Annotated in this window: 14 protein-coding genes, 1 tRNA gene and 1 pseudogene; 3 read left to right on the top strand and 13 right to left on the bottom strand. The window is 57.4% G+C overall.

Annotated features, from left to right (window positions below):
* Window positions 1–41 precede the first annotated feature (41 nt).
* Window positions 42–118: transfer RNA gene (locus QQF33_RS05330), tRNA-Met, on the top strand.
* A 103-nt stretch (window positions 119–221) separates the two neighbouring features.
* On the opposite strand, the gene amiC is transcribed toward QQF33_RS05330, so the two are convergent.
* Window positions 222–1,475 carry an N-acetylmuramoyl-L-alanine amidase AmiC gene (gene amiC, locus QQF33_RS05325; protein WP_282494494.1) on the bottom strand — a complete coding sequence of 418 codons (1,254 nt, stop codon included), beginning with the start codon at window positions 1,473–1,475 and terminating at the stop codon, window positions 222–224.
* A 228-nt stretch (window positions 1,476–1,703) separates the two neighbouring features.
* On the opposite strand from amiC, the gene argA reads away from it, so the two are divergent.
* Window positions 1,704–3,035 carry an amino-acid N-acetyltransferase gene (gene argA / locus QQF33_RS05320; protein ID WP_282494493.1) on the top strand — a complete coding sequence of 444 codons (1,332 nt, stop codon included), beginning with the start codon at window positions 1,704–1,706 and terminating at the stop codon, window positions 3,033–3,035.
* Here argA and recD read toward each other — a convergent pair.
* The 12 genes from recD to rppH all read right to left on the bottom strand — a co-directional run bounded on the left by recD (window position 3,027) and on the right by rppH (window position 21,323).
* Window positions 3,027–4,847 carry an exodeoxyribonuclease V subunit alpha gene (gene recD, locus QQF33_RS05315; RefSeq protein WP_285157498.1) on the bottom strand — a complete coding sequence of 607 codons (1,821 nt, stop codon included), beginning with the start codon at window positions 4,845–4,847 and terminating at the stop codon, window positions 3,027–3,029. The two genes, argA and recD, sit on opposite strands and share 9 nt — an antisense overlap.
* Entirely contained in the window at window positions 4,844–8,389 is a 3,546-nt protein-coding gene (recB, locus tag QQF33_RS05310) for an exodeoxyribonuclease V subunit beta (protein ID WP_285157497.1), read from the bottom strand. Before recB ends, recD begins: the two co-directional genes overlap by 4 nt.
* Complete coding sequence (gene ptrA, locus QQF33_RS05305) at window positions 8,386–11,268, bottom strand: pitrilysin (protein ID WP_285143754.1); 2,883 nt, start codon at window positions 11,266–11,268, stop codon at window positions 8,386–8,388. Before ptrA ends, recB begins: the two co-directional genes overlap by 4 nt.
* 140 nt (window positions 11,269–11,408) lie before the next feature.
* On the bottom strand, window positions 11,409–14,783 hold the full coding sequence (gene recC / locus QQF33_RS05300; protein ID WP_285157496.1) for an exodeoxyribonuclease V subunit gamma: 3,375 nt from the start codon (window positions 14,781–14,783) through the stop codon (window positions 11,409–11,411).
* A 12-nt stretch (window positions 14,784–14,795) separates the two neighbouring features.
* Window positions 14,796–15,119, bottom strand: a complete 324-nt coding sequence (locus QQF33_RS05295; RefSeq protein ID WP_285157495.1) for a prepilin-type N-terminal cleavage/methylation domain-containing protein — start codon at window positions 15,117–15,119, stop codon at window positions 14,796–14,798.
* Complete coding sequence (locus QQF33_RS05290) at window positions 15,104–15,505, bottom strand: DUF2509 family protein (protein WP_285157494.1); 402 nt, start codon at window positions 15,503–15,505, stop codon at window positions 15,104–15,106. The genes QQF33_RS05295 and QQF33_RS05290 overlap by 16 nt, the downstream gene beginning before the upstream one ends.
* Entirely contained in the window at window positions 15,502–16,062 is a 561-nt protein-coding gene (locus QQF33_RS05285) for a prepilin peptidase-dependent protein (RefSeq protein WP_285157493.1), read from the bottom strand. Before QQF33_RS05285 ends, QQF33_RS05290 begins: the two co-directional genes overlap by 4 nt.
* Window positions 16,056–16,517: a prepilin peptidase-dependent protein gene (locus QQF33_RS05280; protein ID WP_285157492.1), complete on the bottom strand. Its 462-nt coding sequence runs from the start codon at window positions 16,515–16,517 to the stop codon at window positions 16,056–16,058. The genes QQF33_RS05285 and QQF33_RS05280 overlap by 7 nt, the downstream gene beginning before the upstream one ends.
* 184 nt (window positions 16,518–16,701) lie before the next feature.
* On the bottom strand, window positions 16,702–17,496 hold the full coding sequence (gene thyA / locus QQF33_RS05275; protein ID WP_285157491.1) for a thymidylate synthase: 795 nt from the start codon (window positions 17,494–17,496) through the stop codon (window positions 16,702–16,704).
* Between the two features lie 6 nt (window positions 17,497–17,502).
* The gene (gene lgt / locus QQF33_RS05270) at window positions 17,503–18,378 is read right to left on the bottom strand and encodes a prolipoprotein diacylglyceryl transferase (RefSeq protein WP_285157490.1); all 876 of its coding nucleotides are present in this window, start codon (window positions 18,376–18,378) and stop codon (window positions 17,503–17,505) included.
* Between the two features lie 155 nt (window positions 18,379–18,533).
* Window positions 18,534–20,780, bottom strand: coding sequence for a phosphoenolpyruvate--protein phosphotransferase (gene ptsP, locus QQF33_RS05265; RefSeq protein WP_282494482.1), 2,247 nt, complete (start codon window positions 20,778–20,780; stop codon window positions 18,534–18,536).
* Window positions 20,781–20,792: 12 nt separating this feature from the next.
* Window positions 20,793–21,323, bottom strand: coding sequence for an RNA pyrophosphohydrolase (gene rppH / locus QQF33_RS05260; RefSeq protein ID WP_095283210.1), 531 nt, complete (start codon window positions 21,321–21,323; stop codon window positions 20,793–20,795).
* 454 nt (window positions 21,324–21,777) lie between these two features.
* On the opposite strand from rppH, the pseudogene QQF33_RS05255 reads away from it, so the two are divergent.
* Window positions 21,778–21,855, top strand: a pseudogene (locus QQF33_RS05255) (hypothetical protein); the annotation flags it as partial.
* Window positions 21,856–21,956: the final 101 nt, after the last annotated feature.

Genomic DNA, 21,956 nt, shown 5'->3' with positions numbered 1-21,956 from the left:
CAAATTTTTAAGCAGTAAGATGTAAAAAGAAGAAATACGGACGCGGGGTGGAGCAGCCCGGTAGCTCGTCGGGCTCATAACCCGAAGGTCGTCAGTTCAAATCTGGCCCCCGCAACCAATTCTTCGAAAAACAATGCATCTCAAAACAATAGACACCCTCAAGGGTGTTTTTTTGTATCTGCCGTTTGTGAATTTGCCGGGCGTGAACCCGGCTGATGCCACTACCCTCTTCTGGCCAACGTCGCGCCATCCGAGAAATACGCCTTAATCCCTGCCAGAATCGACTCCGCCACTTCCTGCTGGAACTTCGCGGTCTTGAGCTTACGCTCCTCTTCCACGTTACTGATAAACGCGGTTTCGACCAGAATCGACGGAATATCCGGGGCCTTCAGCACCGCAAACCCTGCCTGCTCAACGCTATTCTTGTGCAGCTTGTTCACATTCCCGAGTTTCCCCAGCACCGCTTTGCCAAATTTCAGGCTGTCGGTGATGGTCAGGGACTGCACCATATCGAACATGGTGTGATCGACATAGCGATCGCCGCTCTTGCTTACCCCACCGATAAGGTCGGAGGCGTTCTGGGAATCCGCCAGCAAACGTGCCGCCGTACTGGTCGCCCCTTTAGTCGAGAGCGCAAAGACCGACGAACCGCTCGGCTGTCTGCTGGTAAAGGCATCCGCGTGAATAGAGACAAACAGGTCGGCGCGCTGCTTCTGGGCTTTCGCCACGCGCACTTTGAGCGGAATGAACACGTCTTCATTGCGCGTCATGTACGCCCGCATGTTGCCCTCTTGATCGATCAGCGCCTTCAGACGGCGACCAATTTGCAGCACCACGTCTTTTTCCCGCGTACGATATTTCCCGACCGCACCGGAGTCTTCCCCGCCGTGGCCTGGATCGAGCATGATCACAATCGGACGGTCACGCCCCGCTTTGCCCGGTTTCGGGCCGCTCTGGGCCGGCGGTACCTGTTTCTCAAGATCGCCTTTGTTGTAATCTTCCAGCAGCGCGAGGAGCGGATCCTGAATATCCGTCGCATTCGCCGGGTAGAGATCCATCACCAGACGCTCTTTAAACCCCGCCACCGGCGCGAGGGCGAACAGCTGCGGCTTCACGTTCTGCTTTAGCTCAAACACCATGCGCACGGTTTGTGGATCGAACTGGCCGACGCGGGCCGATTTAATGTAAGGATCGTCGCCACGGATCTGCGCCCCCATGCCTTTCAGCACCGAGTTGAGATTCACGCCCTCGATATCCACCACCACACGCTCAGGATTGCTCAACGCAAACTGTTTGTATTTCAGTACCTGATTAGACTCTACCGTCACGCGCGTATAGGTCGAAGACGGCCAGACGCGCACCGCCACCACCTGACTCACAGCGGCGAATGCTACCTGACTGACGCTAAGCAACCACATCGCCCCAGCCCCTTGTAGCAAGCGGCGGCGGCTTATTGCTGATTTGGATCCCGACATGCTTCTCCCGAGCAAGAAAACGAATTCATAGATAAAACGGCCAAATTGACCGAAAACTTTAACGAATGACGCATAACCTGTCATCTATAAAAGGGTAAACAATCATGCAGTAACGCACGCATCACTTAATTTTTTCTCGGGTTGGCGATGATTTTAGGGTTGCGCGCGCGGCGATAATCGAATAAAAATACAGAAAATACGAATAAACATTCACTGAGGGGTTGTGCCGTGGTTAAGGAACGTAGAACCGAACTGGTCCAGGGATTCCGCCATTCTGTTCCCTACATCAATACCCATCGGGGAAAAACGTTTGTCATCATGCTGGGTGGTGAAGCCATCGAGCATGAGAACTTTTCCAGCATTGTCAATGACATCGGCCTTCTTCACAGCCTCGGCATCCGTCTGGTTGTGGTGTACGGCGCACGTCCGCAGATCGACGCCAACCTCGCGGCACATCACCATGAGCCGATTTATCACAAACACACCCGCGTGACTGACGCCAAAACCCTGGAGCTGGTTAAGCAGGCAGCCGGGCAGTTGCAGCTGGATATCACCGCGCGCCTGTCGATGAGCCTCAACAACACCCCGCTGCAGGGGGCGCACATCAACGTGGTCAGCGGCAATTTCATCATTTCCCAGCCATTAGGCGTGGATGATGGCGTGGATTACTGCCACAGCGGGCGTATCCGTCGTATCGACGAAGAGGCGATTCATCGTCAGCTCGATAACGGCGCGATTGTCCTGATGGGCCCGGTAGCCGTGTCTGTGACCGGTGAAAGCTTCAACCTCACCTCCGAAGAGGTCGCGACGCAGCTGGCGATCAAACTGAAAGCCGAGAAGATGATCGGCTTCTGCTCCTCTCAGGGGGTGTTTAACGAACAGGGAGATATCGTTTCGGAGCTGTTCCCTAACGAAGCCCAGGCGCGCGTCGAAGCGCTGGAAGCGGAAGGTGATTACCACTCCGGCACCGTGCGTTTCCTGCGCGGGGCGGTTAAAGCCTGCCGCAGCGGCGTGCGTCGCAGCCACCTGATCAGCTATCAGGAAGATGGTGCGCTGTTGCAGGAGCTGTTCTCCCGCGACGGGATCGGCACACAGATCGTCATGGAAAGCGCGGAGCAAATTCGTCGCGCCACCATTAACGACATCGGCGGGATTCTGGAACTGATTCGCCCGCTGGAGCAGCAGGGCATTCTGGTGCGCCGCTCCCGCGAACAGCTGGAGATGGAGATCGACAAATTCACCATCATTCAGCGCGACAACCTGACGATCGCCTGTGCGGCGCTCTATCCGTTCCCGGAGGAGAAGATCGGTGAGATGGCCTGCGTGGCGGTGCATCCGGATTATCGCAGCTCATCGCGCGGAGAAGTCTTGCTGGAGCGGGTCGCCGCTCAGGCGCGACAAATCGGCCTGAACAAACTCTTCGTCCTGACAACCCGCAGCATTCACTGGTTCCAGGAACGCGGCTTTACGCCGGTCGATATTGATTTGCTGCCGGAGAGTAAAAAAGAGATGTACAACTATCAGCGCCGTTCAAAGGTACTGATGGCCGATTTAAGCTGATTCAAACACCGCACTCAACCCGCTGCGACGCTCGGTACGCGTGGTGACGGCCTGCGCCAGAACACGCTCGTCGGCATAGAGCGACAATCGTCTCCGCGCGCGTGTGATAGCGGTATACACCAGCTCGCGCGTCACCACCGGCGACATCTGCGCGGGCAGAATCAGCACTGCGTGGTCGAATTCCGATCCTTGCGATTTATGCACCGTCATCGCCCACGCGGTTTCGTGTTCCGGCAGGCGGCTTGGCTGGACCGATTTCACGCTGCCATCCGGCATCTGAAACCAGACGCGCAGCCCCTGTCCGCGATCGAGGGCAATACCAATATCACCGTTAAACAGCCCCAGCGCGCTGTCGTTGCGTGAGATCATCACCGGACGCCCCTCATACCAGCGCGAGTGCGGCTGGCGGGTAATTTTTCGCTTCTGCGCTAACGCCTGTTCGAGCCGTTCATTCAGCCCCGTCACGCCAAACGGGCCCTCACGCAGGGCACAGAGCAGCTGATATTCGCCAAACGCAGCGATGACCGCCTCCGGCGCATCCTGCTGCTGCACGCTCGACAGGAAATGCTGGTAGCCCTGCAACGCATCGTCGAGCATCGCGAGATACTCCTCGCCCGTCTGGAGCGGCTTTTTCTCGATATCCGCAAAAGCGCCGCTAAACACTGACCTGATGGCCGTGCGATCGCCGCGATTGACCGCCGCCGCGAGCTGGCCGATGCCGGAGTCGCTGCCGAAGCGGTAGCTTTTTTGCAGCAGGCACAGGCTGTCGCGCAAAGCCCCCGCCCGTTGCTCATGATTCCCTTCAATCGGACATCCGGTCAGGTGCGACAACTCCTGCGCGCGCTGAGCGGTGTACCCTGCGCTGGCATAATTACAGATATCTCCCAGCACCGCCCCGGCCTCAACCGAGGCCAGCTGATCGCGATCGCCGAGGAAAATCACGCGGGCGTGCGGCGGGAGCGCGTCAATCAGGCGCGACATCATCGTCAGATCGATCATCGACGCTTCGTCGACCACCAGCACGTCGAGGTGCAGCGGATTGCCCGCGTGATAGCGCAGACGCTGGCTGCCGGGCTGTGCGCCGAGCAAGCGGTGCAAGGTGCTGGCTTCACTCGGGAACAGCTTGCGCTGCGCATCGTTAAGCGGCAGTTTTTGCAGCGTACCGCCCAGAGATTCCGTCAGTCGCGCCGCCGCTTTTCCTGTAGGGGCCGCCAGGCGGATACGGCACTTCTGCTCCCCCGCCATCTGGATCAGCGCCGCCAGCAGTTTTGCCACGGTGGTGGTTTTCCCGGTCCCCGGCCCGCCGGAGATGACCGATATGCGCCGCGTCAGCGCCACCGCCGCGGCCACTTTTTGCCAGTTCACCGTTTCCGACTCACCGAACAGGTCATTCAGGGTTTGAATCAGCTGGGCATCGTCGTAGGGCAACGGCTGGTTGGACTCATTGAAGAAATGCGCAATCGCCAGCTCATTGCGCCACATGCGATTGAGATACAGCCGGTCATTGCAAAGGATGAGCGGCGTCGGGATTTCGCCCTGACTCACCGCGCGTGAGCGCAGCAGTACGCCTGGCCAGTCTGTCGTTTCACCGATCAGCGCGAAACAGGCCTGCAGCGGCACCGGCGTTTTCTCGTCCGGCATCAGGCGCGAGAGCGGCAAACAGACATGGCCCTCACCAGCATCACGGCTTAAAATCGCAGCGGCCAGCATCACCGCCGCGTCGTCACCAGCAACCATCATGGCAAACTGCGCATCCAGCGGGCGCAGCACGCGCTGCTCTACCGCCGCCAGTAACAGATCTTTCATCGTCATTGGGCCACCTCTTCCGTGTTTGCGGCAAACAGCCGGTCCATTTTATCAATCAGTACCGAATCAGGTCGCGTCGTGAAGATCCCCGACTGCGGATCTTTGGCATCAACGCCGCGTAAGAACAGATAAATGACGCCGCCGAAATGGTCGTCATAGTCATAATCCGCGATGCGATGGCGCAGATAGCGATGCAGCGCCAGAGTGTAAAGCTGATACTGCAAATCGTAGCGGTGCGACTGCATCGCCGCGGCCATCGCCTCCCGGGTGTAAGCCTCGCTGTTCTCACCCAGCCAGTTGGATTTGTAATCCAGCAGGTAATAGCGGCCCTCGTGGCGGAATACTAAATCGATAAAGCCTTTCAGCATCCCGCTCACCTGGCGGAAATTGAGCGGCGGGCAGTTCTTCGACAGCGGATCGTGCTCGCGAATAATCGCATCAAGGGCATCCGCCGTCAGCGGCCCGGCAATCGGGAGATAGAACTCCATCTCGACCTGCTTCTCTTTTGCCGTGAGCTGACTGAGAGATACGCCGGCTTCGGTGAGCGGAGCCTGTAAAATCGCGGTGATCCACTCGGTCAGCACCGGCTGCCAATGGGCGTCGTATCCGCCTTTTTGCAGCGTCTCCAGCACCCACTCCGGCGACACCGGCTGGGTAAAGTCGAGCGTTTCGAACAGGCTGTGCAAAAAGGTTCCGGGCGATGCGCCGCGCGGGAACTGATGGGGCGTCAGTTCGGGTTCTTCCACCACTTCGCCCACGCCCGAAGCATCTACATCGAGCTTTGGCATTAGATCCTGAGCGATATTCTGTCCGTGCTGCTGCAGGCCGGAGTAGCTGGTCACACGCCAGTCATCCCTCAGCGCGCGGATGATCTGCCGTGCGCCTAAATCAGGCACCGAAAGCTCGGGCATCTGCCAGCGGGAAAGATCGGGCTGACCGGGGATCTGCAGCGCGATATTGTCGCCGCATAATTCGTCGAGGCACTGACGCAGCCCGGCGGCGTCTTTGGGTTCGCCCTTTTGAATCAGCCGCCCGAGGGCACTGAGATGGAAATCGCTCTCCCCCGCTTTTTCGCCGCGACGGCGGAACAGCGGCGCGACGCCCAGGCTGCAATGCCAGACGGAACGCGTCAGGGCGACATACAGCAGGCGTAAATCTTCCGCCAGACGTTCGGCTTCGGCGAGCTCAACGCTGGCATCGGCTTTGCTGAGATCCAGCACCGGTTCGAACGACACGCGATCGTGATAGAACGCCTGGTCCTGCGCGCGATAGTTGGCGATAAACGGCAGGCACACCAGCGGGTATTCCAGCCCTTTGGATTTGTGGATGGTGACGATTTTCACCAGATGCTTGTCGCTTTCGAGACGCATCTGCTGGCTTGAGGCATTACTGTTAGGATCGGCGATGTGCTGCGACAGCCAGCGCACCAGAGCATGCTCGCTCTCAAGCTGCGATCCCGCCTCCTGCAGCAGCTCGCTGATGTGCAAAATGTCGGTCAGACGGCGCTCGCCGCCTGCCGTTGCCAGCATGTTTTCCGCGACCTGCCGCTGCGTCATCAGTTCGCGCAGCATCGCCATCACGCCGCGTTTCTGCCAGCGTTCGCGATAATGGGTGAACTCTTCGACCACCGCATCCCATGCGCTTTCATCGTTATTCAGCGCGTCGATGTCGCGCGCATTCAGGCCGAGCATCGAGCTTGCCAGCGCGCTGCGCAGCGTGCTCTCTCGCTCCGGCGTCAGCACGGCTTGTAGCAGCCAGAGCATCTCCTGCGCTTCGAGCGTTTCAAACACGCTGTCGCGGTTAGAGAGATAAACCGACGGGATCGAGAGCATCGTGAGCGCATCGCGAACCAGGGACGCCTCCTGGCGGCTGCGCACCAGCACGGTGATGTCCGAGGCGCTGACCGCTTTGGCGGTTTCACCTTTCCACAGCAGCGCCTGGCCCTGCGCGCCGGCGCTGAGCCAGTCGCGGATCTGCGCCGCGCACTGCTGCGCCATAAAGTTCTGATAGTCGCTGACGCCACAGCCTTCGCCGTCCATCAGCCAAAAGTTCATCGCAGGCTGAATTTCACCGCGAAATTCAAACCGCAGCGCGCTGTTTTTCTCCGCCGATTTCACGGATGAAAAGGGAATTTCCTTGAACATGAATGCCGCGTCCATCCGCGCAAAAAGCGTGTTGACGCTCGCCACCATCCCCGGCGCGGAACGCCAGTTGGTGTCCAGCGTGTAATGCGCTTCGACCTCGCCGCGGGCTTTCATGTAGGTGAAGATATCCGCGCCACGAAAGGCGTAGATTGCCTGCTTGGGATCGCCAATCAGCAGTAGCGCCGTATCCGGCTGCTGGCGCCAGATGCGGCGGAAAATGCGGTATTGCTGCGGGTCGGTGTCCTGGAATTCATCGATCATCGCCACCGGGAAACGGGTGCGGATGGCCGCCGCCAGCGCGTCGCCGTTCTCACTGCCGAGCGCCGCATCCAGGCGGCTCAGCATATCGTCAAAGCCCAGCTCGCCGCGGCGACGCTTTTCGCGGGCGACCGTTTCGCGGATCTCCGCCATCGCACGCGTGATCATTAAATCGTTGAGGGTGAGCGGCTGCGCCAGCAGGGTTTCAATCGCGACAAACAGCGGATGTTCAGGCACAACGCCATCGGCTTTGGTGCGCTCCACCAGGAAACTTTGGGAAAACTTTTCCAGCGCGTCGGGAAGCTGATAGCCCCGCGTCTCTTCCTGCGCCCAGGCGCTGATTTTTTCGATCCATTTCCCCTGATTGCCGCGGTTGAACTTGCGTCGGTCAATGCCGGAATTTTCCAGAATGGACTCAATGTCGGCGACAGAATCGCACCATTTCTGCTTCAGGGCGGCGATCAGTGAAATGATTTTCTCGTGCCTCGCCGCGAGAGTTTCGTCCGCAGGCGGCGGGGATTTTATCGCAGGCGCTTCGCCTTGCAGATAGCGCTCGATCGCGCGCAAAAGTTCTTCCGGCCCTTTCCACATGGCGTGCACCGCTTCGGCGATGTCGCGCGGGAGCGGGTAACAGTGGCGACGCCAGAAATCCGCGCAGGCCTGATGGCGCAGCTCGGATTCATCTTCGATGAGCTGTTGTTCAAAGAGCATGCCCGATTCAAACGCATTCAGGCTCAGCATGCGCTGGCAAAAACCGTGAATGGTAAAGACGGCCGCTTCGTCCATTTGACGCTCGGCCAGCAGCAGCCATTGGGCCGCCTGCTGTTTGTCGGTGATCTCTTCCAGCAGGCGAGCGTAAAGGGGGTTATCGGTGGTTTGACGCAGGCAGGCGATGCGCAGTTCGTGAATGTTCAACCGAATACGCCCACGTAGTTCGGCGGTCGCCGCTTCGGTGAAGGTCACCACCAGCAGCTGCTCCACGCTGAGCGGACGCCCAAACGCAGCATTACCGCCCAGACCCAGCAACAGGCGCAGGTACAGGGCGGCAATGGTGAAGGTTTTTCCGGTTCCCGCTGAGGCTTCAATCAATCGTTCGCCCTGCAACGGCAAACGTAAGGGATCAAGGGACTCAGCGGTGTCGGTCATTCTTTCTTACTCCAGGGCATCGATTTCTGTAATGCGCTGACGCTCTCCCAGACTTTCCAGCCCTGCGGATCCACATAATCCACTTTTCCGTTCTGGCTGCCGGAAACCTGAGACAAGCATGCCATACCTTGCGGCTTCACCACCGCCTGGTGGAAGAAATCGGCAACCTTTTGCGGCGTCAGCTGTTTTATCTCGGCCACTACTTTATCACGGGAATCGAAGGTCATATTCCCCCGGTCGAAATCTTTGCTCAACTGCGACGCTTCTTCGCCCAGGGTCTGCGGAGCTTGCACCACCTGCGCGATCACCGCCTGCTGAATTTGGGCAAACTCTTCTGGCGTCATTTTGCGCAGTTTCTCTTCCGCCTGCGGGAAGAACGCCTGATAACGCTGCCAAAGATAAGCGGGCTGTTTGTCGCTGCTTTGCAGCAAGAAGCCGAGGCCCCACTGGCGACCGACGTTCATCGAGAACGCAAACACCGCATAGCCGAGCTGTTCTTCGGTACGCAGCTGGTTGTAGAACCACGGCTGGATGATTTGCCCCAGCACCGCGCTGTAGGCGGAGCTGGCAAACTCATCGTAGCCGGTCGGGACAAAGACGGCGGCCAGCGCGGAATCCGTGCTGCTGCCCGCTTTTTCGAAGATCACATTCTGCTGTTTATCCACCAGCACGTCCTGGTTACGACACCACTCGTTGCCGTTCGCTCCCAGCTGCTTGCGAACATTCTGCGCGAGGGTTTTGGCCTGGTCTTCGCTCATGTTGCCGACAATCAGGAACTCTGGCCGCGAGTTCGTTTTCAGGGCGGTACGGTAGTCCAGCACCTCTTTCAGGGTGATCGACGGCAGCAGCGCACGGCGGGTTTCACGCTGGAAGTACGGGATCTGCGACAGCATCTGCACCGGCATAATCGCCTGATCGAAGGCTTTGCCTTTTTCCGCCGAATCCATCATCTGCGCGTACCAGGATTTCGCCTGTTCAAGCTGCTCTTCGGTCGGCGTGTAGCTGAAATACCCGTCCAGCAGCGCTTCGAAAAGCTGCGGCAGACGCTGGGTGTAGCCGTTGGCGTTGACCATCAGTCCGTTGTTAGCGTTGGTGGAGAAACTGATCCCGCCCACGGCAGCCTGGTTACTCAGCTGATCGAGGGCGATGCCTGCCAGGTAGTCATTCAGGGCAAACATGACCTGATTTTTGGCGCTGTCCATCGCCTGCGGGTTACGCAGCACGACGCTGACATCCGCCTTCGGCTCGCTGGCAAAGTAGCGGCTCGGGGTATAGACCACGCGTAAAGTCGGTTCGTTAACGATCAGTTCCGGATGCGGGTATTCCTTCGCAGGTTTGATCAGCGTGAAATCATCAGGGATGTATGGGTTCAGTTCCGGCAGTTGCAGGGCAATCTCTCCGGCTTTTTTCTGCCAGTCCGCGAAGGTTTGCGCGCTGATTTTATTCACCTGATACGGTGCATCGACGAAGTACGCCGTTTTGTTATGCGGCTCTTTCGGGCTGATGTACCAGATACGGGCGTTTTGCGGGGTCATCATCGCCAGACGCGCTTTGATAGCGTCGGCGTCATACTGATCGGCAATGTTGACCGCATCCAGCGTATGTTCGACCGGGACGCGGATCATGGTGTCAGCCAGCCATTCGACATAGTCCATATCGCGGGTGATCGACGGATAGCGGAAGTCGAGATCCAGCACATGGGCCAGCTCGTCAAAGTAGCGTTTATCAACGCCTTTATCACGAAGCAGCGAGAGATAGCTGAAAATCGCCGCAACCACTTCATCGCGGTGCGCGAGGCCTTTGTCAGTCAGGGTTGCCGAGATAGCCAGCACACCGCTGTTGCCATTCACGACCGGATCGGAGTCAGCGCGGATGCCCTCTACCAGGCCCTGCTTTTGCAGCCAGTCCGAGAGCGTGCCCGGACTGCGGTTGCCGATCAGATAGGTGACCAGTTCGTCCGTTTTACTGCGGAACTGGGCGGTGTTGTTATCAATACGGAATTCGACACGCAGCACTTTTCGCGGCATGGCCGGAACGTAGTGAATGATGATGCCTTTCTGCTCGTCGGTGACCACTGGCGTGGTGATTTCCGGCTTGTCGATGTTTTTGTTGGGGACGCGGCCATAGGTTTGCGCTGCGATGCGCGCCAGCTCCGGCAACGGTTTGTTGCTGTAGACCACCGCTTTCATCAGGTTGGCGGAATAATATTTATCGCGAAACGCGTGTAAGGCATCAAGCACCGGGCTGCCAGGTTTGTCGCTCAGGGTTTCGAGATTTCCCCCGGAAAAACGCGAGCCGGGGTGCGCCGGGTTGATGGTTTCGGCGCTGACCTGAGCCATACGCATACCGTCTCGGGTACGGGCCATGGTCAGCTCGGCATTGACGGCGTTACGCTCGCGATCGGCATATTTTTTATCAAGCAGCGGCGAGGCGATGGCATCGGCGAGACTGTCTACCGCCCCTTCCAGCGCATCGTTTTCGACTTCCAGATAAAACGCGGTGCGATACGGCGCGGTGCTGGCATTGTGGCTGCCGCCGTGCATTTTGAGGAATTCGGAGAGACTGTCCGGCTGTGGGTATTTTTTGGAGCCCATCAGCGTCATGTGCTCAAGATAATGAGCCAGGCCCGGATGCGCGTCAGGATCTTCCAGCGAGCCCACCGGCACCACCAGCGCAGAGAGCGACTTCACCGCCTGCGGGTCAGAAACCAGCAGCACAGTCATCCCGTTATCAAGGCGAATCGCCTGATATTGGCGAGTGTCTTTTTCGCTCTTACGGATTGTTTCCTGAACGGGTTGCCAACCGGTATCTGCCTGAGTGAGGGGAGCCCAGAGGGCGACAAACAATACAAACGCTTTAAACAAGGTGCTGCCTGGCATTCACTACCTCTTCATCACGGCTACATCATTAACAATTTGCGTGCTGGGCACGCCAGCATCTCTTTATGTTGGTACATCAGTCCGTGACAAGATGGGCATAATAAATGAACACCTTTCCCTGCGCAATTTTTATACAATCATCAGGACTGATTATATTTAAACAAAGGTAACAGATAGCGCTGCGCCTCTTGCGTGATGACCTCGAAGTACTCCGGCTCCAGGGTTCTCCATAAACGCTGATACCAGACATCATCACCCTCTCCGCGCACCATCATGTTCCCTTCGTACGCCTGTAAAAACTTGCTGCGCGCTTTTTGCAGCGTGACGTCATCCGTTAACATGGCATCATTCTGCGCGTCGTAACAAGCTTTTATCCACGCGCCCCCACTTTCTGGGAGCAACAGCAGCGGTTTGTTCATCCCCTGACGATAGCCCTCAATGTAGGGCTCCAGATAGGCTAATGCCCGATCGGCAGCCATCGGTGGGAATCGCCATTCGCCATCCTTACGCACAAACAACCGGCTTTCGCCTTCGTTGCCACAGGCACTGTAGACAAGATGTTCGAGCCAGAGTTGCAAACCCTGTGAAACACTGAGCATGGCAGGACGCCAGCGCAGCAAGCCGTCCGGTTGAACCTGCTGTAACCAGCCCGTCAGCTGAATGCCGTTGCACGTCAGATCAATTTCGAGGCTTTTACCCGGCTGACGGCACTCCACCACCCGGTCCGCCAGGGCCTGCATCTCCTGACACTGCATGTCCCAGGCAATTTCTCCGAATGCACCGTAAGGGAGTTGCCCCGCAGCCCGATAGCGGCGGAACAGCATTTGCGCATTTTCCTCTTCCACCAGCGCATTGAGCAGCTGCTGATTCAACTGGTAGCGGCTTAATCCGTCGAGGGTAAAGGGTTCTGCATCCGGGATTTCACTCTCCTCGGAGCGGAAGTTCACCTGCAGTCGCTGCTGGAAAAACGCCCGTACCGGGTGCGCCCAAAAGCGCTGCAATTGTTCAAACGTCAGTGTTTCGATTGGGCGAGATTCCAGTTCCTGAATGAAATCCGTATGGGCTTGCCCCTCTTTCCTCGCAGCGGGGAGCCATTCGCGGGCGTAGCTTTGCTGTTCGTTGTCGACGTAGTTGATCGGGTCAAACGGCATACGGCTGTGAAGATGGGTAATATGTTTTTTTACCCGCTGCTCGCTCTCGTCGCAGTTAAGCAGTTCGTCGCCCGGCAGATAGTGACTTTGACCGATGTAATCCACCAGCTCCTGCACCAGCACCGACGGGAAACGCTCGCTGTTATCCTGAATGGAGTGCCCGATATAGCTGATGTAGAGCTTTTGCTGGGCCGAAATCAGCGCTTCCAGGAAGAGGTAGCGGTCATCATCACGTCGGCTACGGTCGCCGCGCTTCGGCTGCTGGCTCATGAGATCGAAGCCTAGCGGCGCAAGGGCGCGCGGATAGACGCCGTCGTTCATCCCCAGCAGACACACCACCTTGAACGGAATCGAACGCATCGGCATCAGCGTACAGATATTGACAGGGCCCGCGAGGAAGCGCTGGCTAATACGCTCCTGGTCCAGGCGCTGAGTCAGTTCGTCACGCAGCAGAGAGAGCGGGATGGCTTCGTCATAATGTGACGAAATGCCCTCATCGATAATGGCCTGCCACTGCTGTTCGATCAGCGCCATCGCCGCTTCCGTGTCCGTATCGGGCAGGAAGAAATCATTGAGCATTTCACGACACAGCGGCTGCCATTCTTCCAGCGTGCGGGACTGCATCAGCTCGCGCCGCCAGCGGTTAAGCTGCATTAACAGCGAGGCCAGATGGCCCACCAGCCCGGCAATCAGGCCGGAAGATTCGTCGTACGGCAGAACCTCATTCCACTCGCCCTGATGGCTCTCCATCGCGTAGCCCAGCAGCATACGCGTCAGGCCAAACTGCCAGGTGTGCTGGCCCGTAGGAGGAAGTTCGAACTCCTGAACGTTGTCGTCGTCGATTCCCCAGCGAACGCCCGATTCGTTCACCCACTGGCGCAGATAGCGCAATCCGTCTTCATCGATATCGAAGCGCGCGGCCAGCACCGGCACATCCAGCAGCGCCAGCACGTCTTCCGAAATAAAGCGGCTGTCAGGCAGAGCCAGCAGACTGATAAAGGCCTGCAAAGCCGGATGGGACTGACGCGCCCGGCGGTCAGAAACGGCATAAGGAAGATAGCGATCGCCCGTTGCACTTCCGAACACCGCCTGAATAAACGGGCTGTAGCTGTCGATATCCGCCACCATCACCACGATATCGCGCGGCGTCAGCTCAGGATCGTCCTGCAGCATTGCCAGCAGTTTGTCATGCAGCACTTCCACTTCGCGCTGCGGGCTGTGGCACATATGTACCGTGACGCTGCGATCCTCTGGCTCCAGTTTTCGCTTCTTGTCGCTGCGGGCGAATTCCTCGGCGGTGACCCCGGCGATCGCGCGGTTTTCCAGATCGAGAATATCCAGCTGGACGTTGTGCAACAGGCTGTCCGGGGTGATCTCCGCGAAGGCATCGACGTCCCCTTCCCCGGATGAGGTAATGTCAGACAACATGTGTATGTAGTCGCGCCCCAGTTTACCCCAGGAAGCCAGCAGCGGGTTCGGTAAGTTTTGAATGCCTTCTTCATCGAATAGCTGAGCGGCATTGTCGCTGTCTTTGAAGAGCGGGATCGCGCGCTCTTCAAAGATCCGCCGCCTCTGGCGGGCAACAAGCCGCGCCAGCCATTTCGGGTCCTGAATATCGCCCCAGTAATGACGACAGGGGTTGGTAAACAGAATGTGGATATCGATGTGTTTCCCGAGTGCTTTTAGGGCATCCAGGTAGACCGGCGGTAAGGCTGAAATCCCACAGATAAACACCCGCGACGGCAGGCCGGCAGGCGGTTCAGAGGCCGTTTCCAGCGCCGAGATAAAACGCTCATACAGGTTGGCACGGTGCCACTGCGGTTGCCCCAGTTTTTCCGTGTGTTCCACCAGCGCTTTCCACAGCGGAGCCTGCCAGATTTGCGCCTCCGGCAGGCCGTCAACCAGCTCTCCGGCTTCCCAGCGCGTCAGCCAGTCCGGGCGGTAAACCAGATACTGGTCATACAGATCGGCGGTTCGCGAGGCCAGCTGGAACAGCTTACGTTTGTCGGTATCGTCGCTGAGGTAGTGGCGCAGCATGGCGAACTCATCGCTCGCCAGCATATCCGGCAACAGCGACATCAGCTTCCAGCTCATGCTCTGCTTGTTGAATTCGCTTTTTTTGGGGATTTCCGGCAGGACGCGGACAAACATCTCCCAGATGAAACTGGCCGGAAGCGGGAACTCAATATTGGCCGCAATGCCAAACTTTTGCGCCAGGGACATCTGAAGCCACTGGGCCATACCGGTGCTTTGCACCAGCACCATTTCTGGCTCAAAAGGGTCGGCAGGATGCTCACGCTCGACGATAAACTCCATCAGCGCTTCCAGCACATCCAGACGATTTGAGTGGTAGACCCTTAACATAGACGCTCCCGACTACTGGCTAAGCGGGCAATGCAGGCGTGTCATCTGACCCTGCCGCCCCAATGGCGAAATAAGTGTGACCGTGATGCTGACACATCCGGCCTGTGTTGTCTGCCCCCGGTTTATCCGCCAGCCAGCAGGTAACGTCTCCTGCGATAGCTGGGACTCATTCCAGGCATAGTGCCAGAGCTGGCGATACTGATTAAACATCATAAAACGCGCCGCCAGCGCCCGATGATAGCCCGACAGCGCGGTGATGACGATGATCAGCAGCATCATGGCCAACAGGACTTCTACCATGCTAAATCCCTTTTGCCTCGCTAAGGTAGCTGACATAACGCGGTCTCCTTCAAGGGGCAGAAATCGCTCCAGCCGTGGGGTGAAAACACCACGCGGTTGTCCTGAATGGTGCCGCCACGCCACAGCAACAGTTCGCCGCTGCCAGCAATGAGCAGGACTCTGTCTCCACTCAAGCCCCGCAAACAGACGCGGCCCGGCAGCCCGTTTCGGCACTGAACGTCCGGTGCCGCCGACCAGGGCTGACTTCTACCCCACTCCAGCGCCGACTGTGCCTCCGCCTGCTGTACAATCGCCCCGCGCTCATTGCTGACGATTTGCGTAAAAACGTCGAGCTGTTGGTTTAGACCGGTCAGGATCAGGCTGCCCATTACCAGCAGCAGCAGGACCAGTGCGAGGGATGACATCCCTTGCTGGCGCTTCACAGGTTGAACCCCGTGACTCGCCACCTTGCCTGAAATGACTCTGTCAATCGCCCTGCGCGCGCAGCATCCAGCGCTATATTCAGCTCAGGGGCAAAGCCGGGGTGATCGGTTTTGCTCACTGTGAACTGCGTCACCCAGATGCTTTCAGGCTCAGTCAGTTTTTCCCAGCCTTTTCCTTCGCAGTTCGTGGCTCCGCGCTGCGTCTCCAGCGCGCCTGCTTCCAGGCGATAACCCGTTTGCTCGGCCTCCGTCGAGGGTGAGCTTTCCCAACGACCGTTGCTGTTGGCATCCCATTGCACAATTACACAGTGCCCGTCGCGGCCCAGGGTCAGCGCCTGTCCCTGGCAAAGTCCGGCGCAATATCCGGCTCTCTGCAGCTGTTTGCCGATGGCGGTCGCTCTCTGCCAGATCGCTTCCTCCAGTTCCTGCTGTTGCTCCTGCATCAGGATCGCCCGCTGCAAACCCGGCAGAAAACGCGCGGTGCACAGGAGTAAAATACTGCCAATCGCCATGGCGATGAGCACCTCTGTCAGCGAGAACCCGCGTTGATTTAACATGTTCCTTTCCCCGTGCTTTTGCACATCCTGATGCGACCGGTGTTCGACACGATAACGAGCCACTCACCCACAGAACTTTTGACGCGTACTCGCCCAGGCCAGGCGGTATCCCGTAGCCCATAAAAACCCAGGGAAGGCGTCAGCTCCGCGAGGGTCACTTCCGGCCAGTGTGAGTTGAGCACCCGACGATCCCGGGACTGACAATCCACCATTTTGGTCGTCAACAGACACCAGCTTTCACCGTCCTTTTTGGCGATGATGAGATGATCCCGGTTGTAGCCGTTCGCGTCGTTGCGCAGCTGCACCAGGTAATCTCTGACCTGATGGGCGGTTTGCCACAGGCGCTGCTGGTGTTGCCAGCTTTGCCAGCCGGACAGACCCGTGGCGCTGAGAATGACGACCAGCGCGATGGCAAACAGGGTTTCGGTAAGCGTAAAGCCGCGTTGTTTTTTCATGCTCGCAGTGTGACGAGAGCGGGCAATAAAAACGACTGAAGAAAGTGAAGGTTACGAGGCGCTTTCCGCGAAAAATCATCCGTTGCATTGCGTTGCAAAAACGCTGGAAAGCGCCTCGTAAAAGCGAAATCAGGGCAAAAAAAACCGGCGCTCAAGAGCACCGGTTGTGTGAGGATAGACGTTATCAGATAGCGACAGGGGCTTTGATGCCGGGGTGCGGATCGTAGCCTTCAATCTCGAAATCGTCGAAGCGATAGTCGAAGATGGATTCCGGCTTACGCTTGATAACCAGCTTCGGCAGCGCGCGCGGTTCGCGGCTCAGCTGCAGATGCGTCTGTTCCATGTGGTTGCTGTAGAGGTGCGTATCGCCACCGGTCCAGACAAAATCTCCGACTTCGAGGTCGCACTGCTGCGCAATCATATGCACCAGTAAGGCGTAGCTGGCGATATTGAACGGCAGACCGAGGAACACGTCGCAAGAGCGCTGATACAGCTGGCAGGAGAGCTTGCCGTCAGCGACATAGAACTGGAAGAAGGCGTGGCAAGGTGCCAGCGCCATTTTGTCCAGCTCACCGACGTTCCAGGCTGAAACGATGATACGACGCGAATCGGGATCGTTTTTCAGCTGGTTCAGAACGGTGGTGATTTGGTCGATATGACGGCCATCAGGCGTTGGCCACGCGCGCCACTGCTTGCCGTAGACCGGGCCCAGGTTGCCGTTTTCATCTGCCCATTCGTCCCAGATTGAGACGTTGTTTTCGTGCAGATACGCCACATTGGTATCGCCTTGCAGGAACCAGAGCAGTTCATGAATGATCGAGCGCAAATGGCAGCGCTTAGTCGTCACCAGCGGAAAACCTTCCTGCAGGTTAAAGCGCATCTGGTGGCCAAAAATGGAGAGCGTTCCGGTACCGGTGCGATCGTTTTTCGGCGTGCCCTCATCGAGCACTTTTTTCATCAGTTCAAGATACTGTTTCATGGTTCCTCAGGAAAGCTGTTGCTGTGGACGACGACGGTACGCCCAAATCATCATAATGATACCCGCGACAATCATCGGGATAGAGAGAATCTGCCCCATGCTGATGTACTGAACCCACTCACCGGTGAACTGCTGATCCGGCTGGCGGAAGAATTCAACGATGATACGGAACGCGCCGTAACCAATCAGGAACAGTCCGGAGACAGAGCCCATTGGACGTGGTTTGCGGATAAACAGATTCAGGATGATAAACAGCACCACGCCTTCGAGCGCCAGCTCATACAGCTGAGACATATGGCGCGGCAGTGAGCCGTAGGTATCGAAGATAGACTGCCATTCCGGGTGCGACGGCAGCAGCGCGATATCTTCCGCACGAGAGTTCGGGAACAGCATCGTCCAGGAGACGCTCGGGTCCACACGGCCCCACAGCTCGCCGTTGATGAAGTTACCCAGACGCCCGGCGCCAAGGCCAAACGGGATCAGAGGAGCAATGAAATCAGCCACCTGGAAGAAGTTGCGTTTGGTGCGTTTAGCGAAGATCACCATCACCAGAATCACACCAATCAGGCCGCCGTGGAAGGACATGCCGCCGTCCCAAACGCGGAACAGATAGAGTGGATCGCTCAGGAAGATCGGGAAATTGTAGAACAGCACATAGCCGATACGCCCACCGAGGAACACCCCGAGGAAGCCCGCGTATAGCAGGTTTTCAACTTCGTTTTTGGTCCATCCGCTGCCCGGACGACCGGCGCGACGGCTGGCAAGCCACATGGCAAAAATGAAACCCACCAGATACATAAGACCGTACCAGTGAAGCGCAACGGGACCAACTGAGAAAATGACCGGATCAAATTCCGGAAAATGCAGATAACCACTGTTCATCTGTCACCACAAGATGTTGTTATTCCGCTGAAAGTGGACAGCGAAAAATAGACGCGCGCAGGGTTAACCAACGCTCCAAAGTTGCGAATCATAGCACAAGGCAGGCGCAGAGGATGCGCCCGAGATGTAAAAGATGTGTATACGAAAAGAGAGTGCTAACGGCCGCCGCGGATCAAACCGCCCATGCCGCGACGCTCCATAAAGGCCGCCACCTGATGACGAACTTCCGTCGCCAGCTGCGCCTCGAGGCTGCGTTTTGCCAGCTCCTGCGCGTCTTCAATCTCGATATGGCGCAGCAGGTATTTCACGCGCGCTACCGAGCGGCCGTTCATCGACAGATGACGGAAGCCAAGGCCAATCAGAATTGCTACGCACATGGAATCACCGGCCATTTCACCGCACAGGCGCAGGTCGATGCCGTACTGCTCGGCGTCACGCGCAATCATCGCCAGCGCCCGCAGCATCCCAGGGTGCAGGCTGTCGTAAATGCTCGCTACGCGGGTGTTGTTGCGATCGACGGCCAGGATGTACTGCGTCAGGTCGTTGGTGCCGACGGAGATGAAATCCACGCGGGTCGCCAGCTGCGGCAGCATAAAGACCATCGAAGGGACTTCGAGCATCACGCCCAGACGCGGTTTGGGGATCGCATACCCGATCATCTCTTCCACTTCACGGCCCGCACGTTCAATGAGCCGACGCGCTTCGTCGATTTCATCGAGGCTGGTGACCATTGGCAGAAGAATGCTGAGATTGCCCGTGGCCGCGTTGGCACGCAGCATGGCGCGCACCTGCACCAGGAAAATCTCCGGCTGGTCGAGCGTAATGCGGATCCCGCGCCAGCCCAGGCACGGGTTCTCTTCGCTTATCGGCATGTAGGGCAGCTGTTTGTCGGCTCCGACGTCCAGCGTGCGCAGGGTGACGGGTTTGTCGTTAAACATCTGCAGCATCCCCTGATACTGCGCCACCTGCTCCTCCTCGGAAGGGAAGCCGCTTTGCAGCATGAAAGGAATTTCCGTGCGGTACAGACCGATGCCGTCGATGCGGCTGCCGAGCTTCTCTTCGTGGGCCGGACTCAGGCCTGCGTTGAGCATTACCTTGACCCGCTCGCCGCTTTTCAGCTGTGCAGGCAGATCGACGTCGTCTTCGGCAAGGCGACTGAGTTCGTTTTCTTCGCTGATTAAGCGTTGATATTCCTGCAGCAGCACCGGTTCAGGATCGACCAGCAGTTCGCCGCGATAACCGTCCACTACCAGGGTGCGGCGTTGCAGCACCGAAGGCTGAATATCCGCGCCCATAACGGTAGGAATTCCCAGCGCGCGCACCATAATGGCCGCGTGGGAGTTGGCCGCACCGTCGCGGACCACGACGCCCGCCAGACGATCGTGCGGCAGTTCGGCAAGCGTGGTGGCCGACAGTTCATCGGCGACCAGCACAAAGCGTTTCGGCCAGGCGTTTTCGCCCTGAATGGTATCGTCGAGATGGAACAGAAGACGCTGGCCCAGGCTTCGCAGATCGCCCGCACGTTCTTTCAGATAACCATCCGTCAGGGCGGCAAACTGCTCGGCAAAACGTTCGATAACCTTTTTAACCGCCCACTCGGCCACCGATCCTTTGTCCACTTCGGCGAAGAGTTCGCGGCGCAGACGGGCATCGGAGAGCAGGTGTGAATAGAGGTCAAAAATCGCCGCCGTCTCTTTTTGAGCACCGGCGGCAAATCGCTTGCTGTAGCGACGGAATTCGTTGGAGGCCTCTTCCAGCGCGCCGGTCAGGCGTTCGCGTTCAAGGGCTGCATCGAGCGTCGAGGCTTCGTACACCTGCTCCATCAGCGGCAGCGTGGCGTCCATCCAGCCTTCGGCGATAGCAACACCCGGCGACGCAGGCAGCGCGCGGATACGCGTCTGGCGATACTGACCAAACAGGGCGGCTAACTGAGACTGGGAGAGGATCGCGGCCATTTGCGTGGCCAGCGTAACGAGGAATGACTCTTCGCTTTCGTCGAACTGACGCAGTTCGCGCTGCTGGACCACCAGCACACCAAGAAGCTGGCGGCGCTGAATGATCGGCACGCCGAGGAACGCGCGAAAGCGCTCTTCCTTAACGGACGGGATGTATTTAAAACTTGGGTGTTTTTGCGCATCGGCGAGGTTGATCGGTTCCGCCAGCCGTCCAACCAGGCCGACGATCCCTTCATCAAAGGCCAGCGCAACGGTGCGGCCGCGCGGTTTTTTCAACCCGCGGGTCGCCATCAGGTAATAACAGCGCCGATCGTGGTCGGCCAGATACACCGAACAAACTTCGGTTTCCATCGCAAGACAGATGTCGGTGACCAGAATGTCCAGCGCCTCATTGAGGCGCGGGGCACTGGCAACCTTTTCGACTATTTCTCGCAAGCGGGTGAGCATGATTTGCGTTGCTTAACCTCTTTTACGTCGCCAGGCAGGTGTGCTTTGCGGCTTAGGAGGGGCCTCCTGAAACGCAATGACCACACTTGCAAACTCTTTCATCACCCTACGGTAAACATCGCGTTTAAATGAGACGACCTGACGAACGGGATACCAGTAACTCACCCAGCGCCAGCCATCGAACTCCGGCGTACTGCTGGTTTGCATATTGATTTCCGAGTCGTTACTCACCAATTGCAGAAGAAACCACTTTTGTTTCTGGCCGATACAAACCGGCTTTGTGTCCCAACGCACCAAACGTTTCGGTAACTTGTAACGCAACCAGTTGCGGGTCGAAGCCAGGATGCGAACATCTTTTCGGCTTAAGCCGACTTCTTCGAACAGCTCCCGATACATCGCTTGTTCTGGGGACTCTCCTGGGTTGATCCCGCCTTGCGGGAACTGCCAGGAGTGCTGACCATACCGTCTTGCCCACATAACCTGGCCCTGACGATTACAAATTACGATACCTACGTTCGGGCGGTAGCCATCGTCATCAATCACCGGACTACCTCAAACTAAACCTTATATATGATCGATTGTTTCACACTCCAGTGAGGCGGTAAACCACTCTCTTACAGGGCTGCGAAGGAATAACATTTGAATAACTCACAATTTTCACTCGAGTTATAAACAGATGAGGCTGTCGGAAGGCCATTTTATTCACTTTTTCTGTGGATATAGTTGTGAAGAAGTATGGAATTACCGCTGGACAACATTCCCGGTGGATAATCTCACCCAGAAAGAGCATAACAATAACTATCTATTTTTCATACCGTTAAATACAAAAAAGGCTCGGACGCACGCCATACCGTGACGATCATCACATCAGGGATCGTCGTGCTGATGAAAGATCGAACAGCGTCGGTTTTATCCACAGATTGTGCCAATAACTTAGGCACTATTTGTGTGAAAATTCGATTTTCGTCGCACGTCAAGGCTGTAAATCGAAACAGTAGTGGGGGTTATTCCCAGTTATCCCACTTTTCTGTGGATAACATGGTGTAAGATCCTGTTCATTGTCAGTGACCAGTTTTGAACAACCTGGTTTTGCCCTTTTCAAACGCAGGCAGATTCATCCTAAAAACGTCGATAAATCATAAGCCTGCCAATACGCCGCAGAAATAGTTAAACTCT

This window comes from Lelliottia wanjuensis, from assembly GCF_030238365.1.
Taxonomy (GTDB): Bacteria; Pseudomonadota; Gammaproteobacteria; order Enterobacterales; family Enterobacteriaceae; genus Enterobacter; species Enterobacter wanjuensis.
This window is presented reverse-complemented; position numbering and strand designations above follow the sequence as displayed.

Coding starts and splice junctions, on each gene's coding strand:
- amiC (WP_282494494.1), bottom strand. CDS start 1,475: ATGTCGGGATCCAAATCAGCAATAAGCCGCCGCCGCTTGCTACAAGGG.
- QQF33_RS05280 (WP_285157492.1), bottom strand. CDS start 16,517: ATGAAAAAACAACGCGGCTTTACGCTTACCGAAACCCTGTTTGCCATC.
- thyA (WP_285157491.1), bottom strand. CDS start 17,496: ATGAAACAGTATCTTGAACTGATGAAAAAAGTGCTCGATGAGGGCACG.
- QQF33_RS05285 (WP_285157493.1), bottom strand. CDS start 16,062: ATGTTAAATCAACGCGGGTTCTCGCTGACAGAGGTGCTCATCGCCATG.
- ptrA (WP_285143754.1), bottom strand. CDS start 11,268: ATGCCAGGCAGCACCTTGTTTAAAGCGTTTGTATTGTTTGTCGCCCTC.
- recD (WP_285157498.1), bottom strand. CDS start 4,847: ATGACGATGAAAGATCTGTTACTGGCGGCGGTAGAGCAGCGCGTGCTG.
- recC (WP_285157496.1), bottom strand. CDS start 14,783: ATGTTAAGGGTCTACCACTCAAATCGTCTGGATGTGCTGGAAGCGCTG.
- QQF33_RS05295 (WP_285157495.1), bottom strand. CDS start 15,119: ATGTCAGCTACCTTAGCGAGGCAAAAGGGATTTAGCATGGTAGAAGTC.
- recB (WP_285157497.1), bottom strand. CDS start 8,389: ATGACCGACACCGCTGAGTCCCTTGATCCCTTACGTTTGCCGTTGCAG.
- lgt (WP_285157490.1), bottom strand. CDS start 18,378: ATGAACAGTGGTTATCTGCATTTTCCGGAATTTGATCCGGTCATTTTC.
- ptsP (WP_282494482.1), bottom strand. CDS start 20,780: ATGCTCACCCGCTTGCGAGAAATAGTCGAAAAGGTTGCCAGTGCCCCG.